Here is an 8,090-nt window from a genome sequence, read left to right on the forward strand (position 1 = left end):
GTCGCAAACGTGAGTCAGGTTCTCCGAGCTGACTCCCAGGAGGTATCCCCACGATGAACACCGACCAGCGTATGCACAGCGACACCGTCGTCGCAGTCGACGGCGACGTCTTCGCAACGATGTTCACTCTCGATCTCGGTGACGGCGAGGTCGATCGCGAAGCAGTCGAGCGGATCCACGACGGCGACTTCGACGAGTGGATCGAGGCGGCCGCACGGTCCGGTCTGTTCACCCCCCAGGCGGTCGCGTCGCTCGTGCAGACGTGGCAGGAGAACCCGAAGACCCTGTTCGACGCCCTGCTCGTCGACGCCGACGAGATGACCCACAAGCGCTACGCGATCATCTGGGACGCGCTCGACGACGCCGACTCGTTCGAGACGGTCGAGTACGCCTGACGGTCAGAACGGCCACGCGGGAACCGGCGGCAAGCCCTCCCGCGTGGGGCGCCCGATCAGCCAGGCCAGCAGTTCGGTGCGCGGCAGTTCCGGCACCGTGACGTCCGGATGCTCCGCCGCCAGCGCGGGCAGCTCCGACTCCAGCGTGTGCTCCACGAACGTTTCCGGCCACTCGGCTGCCGTGCGGTCCAGGCCCAGGTCGACGTGGTGGATCTCGAGCTCACGCCACCGCAGAACCGGCACCTGACGCGCCGGCACCTGTCTACGCCAGTTCACCGGCGTCTCGTACCGGTCCTCGGTGATCCGGCTCAGCGACTCGATCACCCGCCGTCCCGCGAAGCGGAAATCGGCCACCAGCAGTTCCGCCGGACGTCCGGCCCCCTCCTCGATCGCCGCGGCCCGCGCCGCCGGTCCACCCGGATACATCTCGGGCGCCGCCTCACCGGTGATCACCCCGACGGCGAACCGATGAAGCGCATCCGCATTTCTCGCGAGGTGCGTGATCACGTGCCCCCGACTCCACCCCGGCAGCAGCGACGGCTCCCGCGCCTGATCGTCGGTCACCCCCTCCAGCGTCGCCTCGACCGCCGTCTGCGATTCGGCGACGGCATCGAGCAGTTCGGCAAACGACAGTGCAGCACGCGGCGACGTCATGCCGACGATGCTAGGCGATGCCACCCACAGCCCACCCCTGCGACGAACCCGCGGGATTCCGATTACGGAACGGTGACGATCGGAGCCCGGTATGGGCAATTCGGACGTTCGACCCGATACTGAGATCGACTGGTGGACAACGTGGTTGAAAGGTGGTGTGTGATGTACGACGAATCCGCTACATGGGGGATCCCGAGCGAGTCCTTTCTGGTGATGTACGTCACCGTCGCCGTGCTCGCGGTGGGCGTGGCCGTGTTCCTCCGGTCCCGCGGCAACGGGCCGGCCGCGACCGGGCATGTTCGCCTCGATCCGGTGCAGGCCGGCATGCTGACCAGCGACGATCGGGCGATTGCCGCCTCGTTGACGCTGCTGCGGGGCGCAGAACTCATCTCCCCCGACGGCACCGTGCTGCGCTCGTGGGCAGTCACCGAAAACACCCTCGGGTCGTTCACGCGCGCCGTCTACGACGAACTCGCCTTCGGGCGGACCGCCCTCGGCAACCCTGGGCTCGTAGGCCGGTTGCGGGCGCCGCTCGACCAGCTGCGGTCGACCCTGGTCGCGCAGGGTCTGCTCACCGGACCCGAACAGAAGGCCTGGAATCGCCGCGCGACCCTTCCGATCCTCGTCGTCGTGGCCCTCGGCGTCGCACGCCTCGTCGCCGGGTTCGCCGGCGGCAAGCCGATCGGATTCCTGCTGGTGCTGGTGGTCCTGGTGTCGGCTTCGCGGGAGCTGGTCCGCCGGACCGGCCGCCGGACACGTCGGGGCACTGCGGAGCTCGAACGGCTGCGCCGCACACATTCGTACCTGGCGCCGCGGATGCGCCCGTCGTTCACCGCGTACGGACCGACGCCGATCGCGCTCTCGACGGCGCTGTTCGGGGCCGGTGCCGTCGCACTGTTCTCCCCGGGGTTCGCCAGCGCCGCCGGCATCTCCGACAGCGGCAGCAGTGACGGCGGCAGCGGGGGTGGCGACAGCTCCTGCGGCGGTGGCGGAGGCTGTGGCGGCGGCGGGTGCGGGGGATGACCGCACCGATCGCGCCGGGTCTCGGGATCGGGTGGCGGCCGGAGATCTGCGGGATCATCGCCCGACTCGACGGCCTGCAGTTCTGCGAGGTGATCGCCGAATCACTGCCCGCACGCCGGCGAGGGGTCGGCGTTCCGGACGAACTGCGCTCGCTGGGCGTTCCCGTCGTCCCGCACGGCATCTCACTCTCGCTGGGTGGCGCCGACACCGTCGAGCAGCGCCGGATCGACCACCTCGCGCGGTGCGCGGACGCCCTTGGTGCGCCGCTCGTCAGCGAACACGTCGCGTTCGTCCGGGCAGGCGGTCTCGAGGCCGGGCACCTGCTGCCGGTACCGCGCACCGAGGAGGCGCTGGACGTGTTGGTGCGCAACATCCGGCGCACGCAGGAATGCCTGCCGGTCCCGCTGGCCGTGGAGAACATCGCGGCCCTGTTCGATTGGCCGGAAGACGAATACTCCGAGGGCGAGTTCCTGGCCGAACTCGTCGAACGCACCGGCGTCCATCTGCTGCTGGACGTCGCCAACGTGTACGCGAACGCCCGCAACCGAGGCCGCGACGCGGGCGCGGAACTCCGGCGGCTGCCGCTCGAACGCGTGGCCTACTGCCACGTCGCCGGCGGCCGCGAACGGGACGGCGTCTATCACGACACCCACACCGATCCGGTGCCCGGCGAGGTGCTGGACCTGGTCCGGGAGTGGGCATCCGAGGGTGCGCCCGCGATGATGCTCGAACGCGACGGCAACTATCCGCCCGCCCGGGAATTGTTCGACGAGTTGGACGCGATGGCGGATGCCGCGGGGTTCGAGCGGATCACCTCGAGCACCGCGCGAAGCCTGCCGTGACGGGGCTCGCGGATCGGCAGGCCGCACTGGTGCGGGCGCTCGTCGCCGCGGGGGAAAGTCCGGGCGGTTTCGACCGTGACGCACTCGATACGGTGTCGACGGCATTGCTGCGCAAACGGTCCGGGGAGGTGGGCAATCACGTTCCGCACGTCCGCGAGGCGTGCGGCGACCGGTTCTTCGCACTGTTCAGCGCCTGGGCCGCGGGGCGGCCGAAAGTGAGCACCCACGCCGACGCCGACGCGTTCACCGCGCATCTCCGGTCGATCGGCGAACTGCCCCAACCGAAGCGGCGGCGCCTGCTCAGCCGGCGACGAACCTGAGCAGCAACTCGTTCACCTGCTCGGGCCGTTCCTGCTGGACGAAGTGCCCGGCGCCGTCGACGAGGTGCACGCCGCGCAGGTCGGACACGGTCTCGCGCATCCGGTCGAGGGCCTGCGCACCGCTCATCGCGACGACCGGATCGTTCGCCCCCGCCACGAACAGCGTCGGGACCTCGAGGTGGGCGCCGTCGAGTTCCGCGCCGCGTTCCCAGTTGGCGTCGTACGCCCGGTACCAGTTGAGACCGCCGCTGAACCCCGTCCGGGTGAAGATCTCGACATAGTGATCCAGCTCGTCCTCCGTCAGCCACGACCACGGCAGCGGCGGGGCGTCGGGCAGCACGTCCAGGTAGCCGTTGCCCTCCGAGGGGTGCCGCCAGATGTCGAGGTAGCGGTAGTCGCCCGACAACGCGTAGAACAGTCGCTGCAGGAATCCGCGCGGGTCGGCGTCGAGTTCCCGATCGGCGACGCCGGGTTTCTGGAAGTAATGGATGTGCAGAAAGTGCTTGCGCGCCATCGACGCATAGAGTTCCGACGGGCGCAGCGGAAACCGGTCGGGCGCGTAGGGAACGGCCAGCAGCACCAGCCCGGACACCCGTTCGCGGTGCCGCAGCGCGACCGTCCAGGCGACGGGCGCGCCGAAATCGTGGCCGACGAACACCGCACGCTCGTGGCCGAGCGCGTCGAGTAGGCGGATCAGTCCGTCCGACACGCGCTCGTTCGTGTAGTCGGCGATGTCGCGGGGAATGTCGGTGCCGCCGTACCCGGGCATGTCGGGGGCGATCGCGCGGTACCCGGCGTCCGCGAGGGCCCGCATCTGATGGCGGTAGCTGTACCCGAGACCCGGGAAACCGTGGCACAGAACCACCGGCGGTCCGTCTCCCAGTTCGGTGATTTGCCAACGGAATCCGTCGACCGTGACCGACCGCTCCGTCGACGACGCCATGCTTCGCACCCCTCCACCCGCTAGAACGTGTTCTAGCAATGTAGCGTAGCGGCGCCGCCATTAGAATGCACCTGACTCGCAGTGGCGACCGTCGACCAACCGGGAAATGGAGTGATGCGCAATGGTGGAGGCACGCTCCCGCCATGAGTTCGTCGCAGTCCAACTCCGGCAGCGCATCATGCAACGGCAGTACGCGGTGGGGGAGCCACTGCCCAGCGAGAGCATGCTCTGCGCGGAATTCGAGGTGTCGCGCGGGCCAGTGCGTCAGGCCCTCGCGACGTTGAAGAACGAGGGGCTCATCCAGCTCTCCCAGGGCAAACCTGCGGTGGTGCGCAGCCACGACATCACTCAGACCCTCGACACGTTCACCCCGTTCTCCCAGTGGGCCCGCCGCACCGGCCGCGTTGCGGGTAGCCGCACACTCGAGATCTCCCGCCGCCGGGTGTCCGAGCCTGCTGCCGGCGCATTGGGTGCGGCCGCAGACGACTTCGTCGTCGAGGTGCTCCGTGTCCGACTGCTGGACGGCGAACCGACGATGCTCGAGCGGAGCACGTTCACCGACCGCGTCGGTTCCCTGCTGTTCGAATTCGACATCGACTCCGGGTCGATCACCGACTACCTCACCTCCCGCGGCGTCCGATTCGAATCGATGGAGCACGTGCTCGACGCCGTCGCCGCCGCCGAGGTGGACGCCGACCATCTCGGCATCGACCCCGGCAGCCCTCTGCTGCGGGAACGTCGGACGTCACGCGATCAGAACGGCGACATCTTCGAGTACGCGGACGACCGGTACCGCCCCGACCTCGTCGCCTTCAGCATCGTGAACGCCCGCACCATCGACCCACGGATCCCGTCGGACGACGGAAACGGAAGTTAGTCGGCCGCCGCGAGCGGGTGTCAGGCGTTGCGCAGTTCGGACAGCAGACCGGGCAGGTCCGCGACACTGTCGAGGATGTGCGTGGCGCCGGCCTCCGCCAACCGGGTGGCGTCGTGGGCGCCGGTGAGCACACCGACGGACGCGAGCGCTCCGGCGCGCAGGCCGGTGGTGACGTCCGACGTGGTGTCGCCGAGCACCACCATGGACTGGACGGACGGGGCGCCGACCCGCATCAGCGCGGTGAGTGGCATGTCCGGGAAGGGGCGGCCGCGGACGCCGTCACCGGGGCAGAGCACGACGTCGGCGACGTTCTCCCAGCCGAGCGCGCGGATGATCGACATCTGCGTCTCGTGGGCGAACCCGGTGGTGAGCGCAATCTTGATGTCCTGCTCGCGAAGTGCGCCGAACAGTTCCTCGGCGCCGGGGACGGCGCTGCACCGACCGTCGTCGACGAGTTGCGAGTAGCAGCGTTCGAATTCCTTGTTCGCGGCCTGCGCCTGCTCCTCGTTTCCGCCACTGAGGTGCCGGAAGACGACGATCTTGGACTGACCCATGGTGTCGGAGACGTAGTCGAGCATCCGCCGACGGTCTTCGTCGGTCTTCGACAGTCCGGCGTGCGCGTCCGCGGCGAGGAAGGACTGTTGCACCAGCCCGGCGTCTTCCACGGTGGTGCCTGCCATGTCGAAGACGACCAGGCTGATGTCGCGGTGATGTGTTTCCATTTGTCGTGCTCCTCTCGGTATTCGGTGAATGTGGTTGTGCTGCTATGCCATCAGGGGCACGGTGTCGCGGCCGAAGACGTGGTCGATCCGGTCCTTCGCCAGACCCAGGCTCGTCGTCATGCCGATCCCGGTGGTGACGGTGACGATGTGCACACCGTCGATCGGCTCCTCGATCAGGAACTCCGAATCGGGGGCCGAGCTGTACACGCCCTGCCAACGCTCGGTGACGGTGACGTCCGAGACGCCGAACAGGGAGGCCGCTTCACGGATCAGTACCTCGAACCCCTTCTCCGACTGGAACGGCTCGGCCGAAATGTCACGGATGTGGGTGTCGCCCAGCAGGATCGATCCGTCGGGCTGCGGTGTGTACATCTGGTGCAGGTCGAGATCGACGTAGTCGGGGTATTCTTCGCGAAGCCGGGCCGCGAGCGCCGCCGTCGCGGGCAGATTCTCGAAACCGGAGTAGCGCACCAGCGACCATCCCGTGAACAGGGGCGCGGGTAACGGGCCGGACAGCGGCATCCGGGCGCGCAACATGTGCAGCCGGCACCGCAGGAGTCCGCCGCGCTCGGCCGGTTCCGGAAACAGCCGGTCGATGTCGTAGTTGACGGTGACGAACACCGTCCCGGCGCGCAGATCGCCCCGCGAGGTGTGGACGATTCCGGTCCTGAAACCGGATGCCGCTGTGCGCCAAAGGAATTCGACTCCAGACGCTTCCAGCCACCGCGCGATGGCGGGGGCCGCTTCCCGCGGGTCGACCTGCAGGTCGCCGGTCATGTACATGCCCCCGACGACGCCGTCGCCGACGATCGGCAGCGCCGTGAGAATCCGATCGCGGGAAAGCAGTTCCACCTCGGCAGGCCCGCGGACGTCCGCGAATTCGGTCATGACGGCCAGCTCGTCGTCGTGCCGGGCCACGCAGTACGTCCCGGACTCGGACGACCAGAATCCGGCCTTGCGCGACAGGTCGAGCCAATGCTCCCGGCCCGCTCGGGCGTAGTCGCGGGCGACCCCCGACTGGGCGGTGATGCAGGCGTGGCCGAAGTTCTGGACGGAAGCGCCCGCGACACGATCGGCATGGTCGATCACCGCCACCGACAGACCCCGATTCGCCGCGTGGTACGCGTGAGCGAGGCCGACGATTCCGGCACCGACAACCACCACGTCGTAGCGTCGTTGATGTGTCATGGATCCCACTGTGAACCGAGGATTCCAACATGTCAATACAAGTTGATGGAATTCACCGCAGGTATATATAAGTTTCCTTCCGTTAACCGTGTGTTGGGTGGGTCAAGTGGTACGAGCCGGCCGTCTCTGCGACGATGACATTCCGTATTCACCCACCTCAGAAGGGCCAATCGATGAGTGGTGCTACCGATCCGAGTCCGGCGCCCGTGCACGAATCGCCGTCGGCGAACGATCGTTTCGGCCACCTGATCGAGCGCCGCGACGGCGTCGACTTCCCCTTCTACAACGGGGTTCCCGCGGCACTGTCGGTGCGGCAGTGGGTGCTGGTGTGGGCGTCCGTCGCTGTCGGCTTCGCGGCCCTGATCCTCATCCCGCAGCCGAACAACTTCGTGGCGTTGATTCCGCGAATCCTTTTCGTCGCCATCCCGCTCGTCGTGCTGGCGCGGGTGACGCGCGAGCACTGGAAAGCGCTGTTCCGCAGAGTGAGCGGCCGCGACGTCCTCACGATGATCGGTTTCGCGCTGCTCAACCTGGCCGTCTCGGCCGGGCTGGCGTTGATCGTGCAATCCCTGTTCGACGTAGCGTCCAACGAGGCCATCGACGATGCGGGCAAGGCGAGTGCGCTCGACACCGTCGCGTTCTACGTGGGCACCGGTATCCAGTTGGTCGGCGAAGAAGTGTTCACCATGATCCCGTTTCTCGCGGTCATGTACTTCCTGTTCACCAAGGCCACGCTGTCTCGCAAGACGGCGATCGTCGTGGCCTGGCTGCTCAGTGCCGTGTGGTTCGGCGCTGCCCACCTGCAAACCTACGACTGGAACTTCGCTCAGGCATTCATCGTGATCGGCGGGGCCCGACTAGTTCTCACGCTCGCCTACATCCGCACCAAGAACCTGTGGGTCTCGACGGGCGCGCACATCATCAACGACTGGACGCTGTTCACCCAGGCGATTGTCCTCAACGCAGCCCTTTTTGCCCTCTAACCCGGAACCCGACCCTCAGTTGGGAATGGGGATGACGATGGGCGGCAGGCCCGGTATCTGCACCTGGATCTGCTGCGGCGGTGCGGGCGGCGCCGGAGCGGGGGCCGGCGGATAGTTCACCGGCGGCTCGGGCGCGGGCGGCG

10 protein-coding genes are annotated in these 8,090 nt (G+C 67.9%); 6 read left to right on the top strand and 4 right to left on the bottom strand.

Annotated features, from left to right (window positions below):
* Window positions 1-53 precede the first annotated feature (53 nt).
* Window positions 54-395: a hypothetical protein gene (locus RJ1_RS32955; RefSeq protein WP_073366668.1), complete on the top strand. Its 342-nt coding sequence runs from the start codon at window positions 54-56 to the stop codon at window positions 393-395.
* 3 nt (window positions 396-398) lie between these two features.
* On the opposite strand, the gene RJ1_RS32960 is transcribed toward RJ1_RS32955, so the two are convergent.
* Window positions 399-1,049 (bottom strand): maleylpyruvate isomerase family mycothiol-dependent enzyme, encoded by a 651-nt coding sequence (locus tag RJ1_RS32960; RefSeq protein ID WP_073366669.1) that lies wholly within the window; start codon window positions 1,047-1,049, stop codon window positions 399-401.
* 162 nt (window positions 1,050-1,211) lie between these two features.
* Here RJ1_RS32960 and RJ1_RS32965 point away from each other — a divergent pair, with 162 nt between their 5' ends.
* From RJ1_RS32965 to RJ1_RS32975, 3 genes are read left to right on the top strand one after another with little or no spacing between them, the layout of a single operon-like run.
* Window positions 1,212-2,072, top strand: a complete 861-nt coding sequence (locus RJ1_RS32965) for a TIGR04222 domain-containing membrane protein (RefSeq protein ID WP_073366670.1) — start codon at window positions 1,212-1,214, stop codon at window positions 2,070-2,072.
* Complete coding sequence (locus tag RJ1_RS32970; RefSeq protein ID WP_073366671.1) at window positions 2,069-2,914, top strand: MbnB/TglH/ChrH family RiPP precursor modification enzyme; 846 nt, start codon at window positions 2,069-2,071, stop codon at window positions 2,912-2,914. Before RJ1_RS32965 ends, RJ1_RS32970 begins: the two co-directional genes overlap by 4 nt.
* The gene (locus RJ1_RS32975; protein WP_073366672.1) at window positions 2,911-3,234 is read left to right on the top strand and encodes an SCO6045 C-terminal-like domain-containing protein; all 324 of its coding nucleotides are present in this window, start codon (window positions 2,911-2,913) and stop codon (window positions 3,232-3,234) included. The genes RJ1_RS32970 and RJ1_RS32975 overlap by 4 nt, the downstream gene beginning before the upstream one ends.
* On the opposite strand, the gene RJ1_RS32980 is transcribed toward RJ1_RS32975, so the two are convergent.
* On the bottom strand, window positions 3,215-4,177 hold the full coding sequence (locus RJ1_RS32980) for an alpha/beta fold hydrolase (protein ID WP_073366673.1): 963 nt from the start codon (window positions 4,175-4,177) through the stop codon (window positions 3,215-3,217). The genes RJ1_RS32975 and RJ1_RS32980 overlap by 20 nt on opposite strands.
* A 121-nt stretch (window positions 4,178-4,298) precedes the next feature.
* On the opposite strand from RJ1_RS32980, the gene RJ1_RS32985 reads away from it, so the two are divergent.
* The gene (locus RJ1_RS32985; RefSeq protein ID WP_073366674.1) at window positions 4,299-5,054 is read left to right on the top strand and encodes a GntR family transcriptional regulator; all 756 of its coding nucleotides are present in this window, start codon (window positions 4,299-4,301) and stop codon (window positions 5,052-5,054) included.
* 20 nt (window positions 5,055-5,074) lie between these two features.
* Here RJ1_RS32985 and RJ1_RS32990 read toward each other — a convergent pair whose 3' ends face one another.
* The gene (locus RJ1_RS32990) at window positions 5,075-5,776 is read right to left on the bottom strand and encodes a phosphonatase-like hydrolase (protein WP_073366675.1); all 702 of its coding nucleotides are present in this window, start codon (window positions 5,774-5,776) and stop codon (window positions 5,075-5,077) included.
* Window positions 5,777-5,818: 42 nt separating this feature from the next.
* Window positions 5,819-6,964, bottom strand: a complete 1,146-nt coding sequence (locus tag RJ1_RS32995; protein ID WP_073366676.1) for a TIGR03364 family FAD-dependent oxidoreductase — start codon at window positions 6,962-6,964, stop codon at window positions 5,819-5,821.
* A 173-nt stretch (window positions 6,965-7,137) separates the two neighbouring features.
* On the opposite strand from RJ1_RS32995, the gene RJ1_RS33000 reads away from it, so the two are divergent.
* Window positions 7,138-7,947: a CPBP family intramembrane glutamic endopeptidase gene (locus RJ1_RS33000; RefSeq protein ID WP_073366677.1), complete on the top strand. Its 810-nt coding sequence runs from the start codon at window positions 7,138-7,140 to the stop codon at window positions 7,945-7,947.
* Window positions 7,948-8,090: the final 143 nt, after the last annotated feature.

Source organism: Rhodococcus jostii NBRC 16295 (genome assembly GCF_001894825.1).
In the GTDB taxonomy this organism is placed as follows: Bacteria; Actinomycetota; Actinomycetes; order Mycobacteriales; family Mycobacteriaceae; genus Rhodococcus_F; species Rhodococcus_F jostii.

Bases quoted from the DNA above. Each gene is read 5' to 3' on its own strand.
- RJ1_RS32955 (WP_073366668.1), top strand. From the start codon at position 54: ATGAACACCGACCAGCGTATGCACAGCGACACCGTCGTCGCAGTCGAC.
- RJ1_RS32960 (WP_073366669.1), bottom strand. From the start codon at position 1,049: ATGACGTCGCCGCGTGCTGCACTGTCGTTTGCCGAACTGCTCGATGCC.
- RJ1_RS32965 (WP_073366670.1), top strand. From the start codon at position 1,212: ATGTACGACGAATCCGCTACATGGGGGATCCCGAGCGAGTCCTTTCTG.
- RJ1_RS32970 (WP_073366671.1), top strand. From the start codon at position 2,069: ATGACCGCACCGATCGCGCCGGGTCTCGGGATCGGGTGGCGGCCGGAG.
- RJ1_RS32980 (WP_073366673.1), bottom strand. From the start codon at position 4,177: ATGGCGTCGTCGACGGAGCGGTCGGTCACGGTCGACGGATTCCGTTGG.
- RJ1_RS32985 (WP_073366674.1), top strand. From the start codon at position 4,299: ATGGTGGAGGCACGCTCCCGCCATGAGTTCGTCGCAGTCCAACTCCGG.
- RJ1_RS32990 (WP_073366675.1), bottom strand. From the start codon at position 5,776: ATGGAAACACATCACCGCGACATCAGCCTGGTCGTCTTCGACATGGCA.
- RJ1_RS32995 (WP_073366676.1), bottom strand. From the start codon at position 6,964: ATGACACATCAACGACGCTACGACGTGGTGGTTGTCGGTGCCGGAATC.
- RJ1_RS33000 (WP_073366677.1), top strand. From the start codon at position 7,138: ATGAGTGGTGCTACCGATCCGAGTCCGGCGCCCGTGCACGAATCGCCG.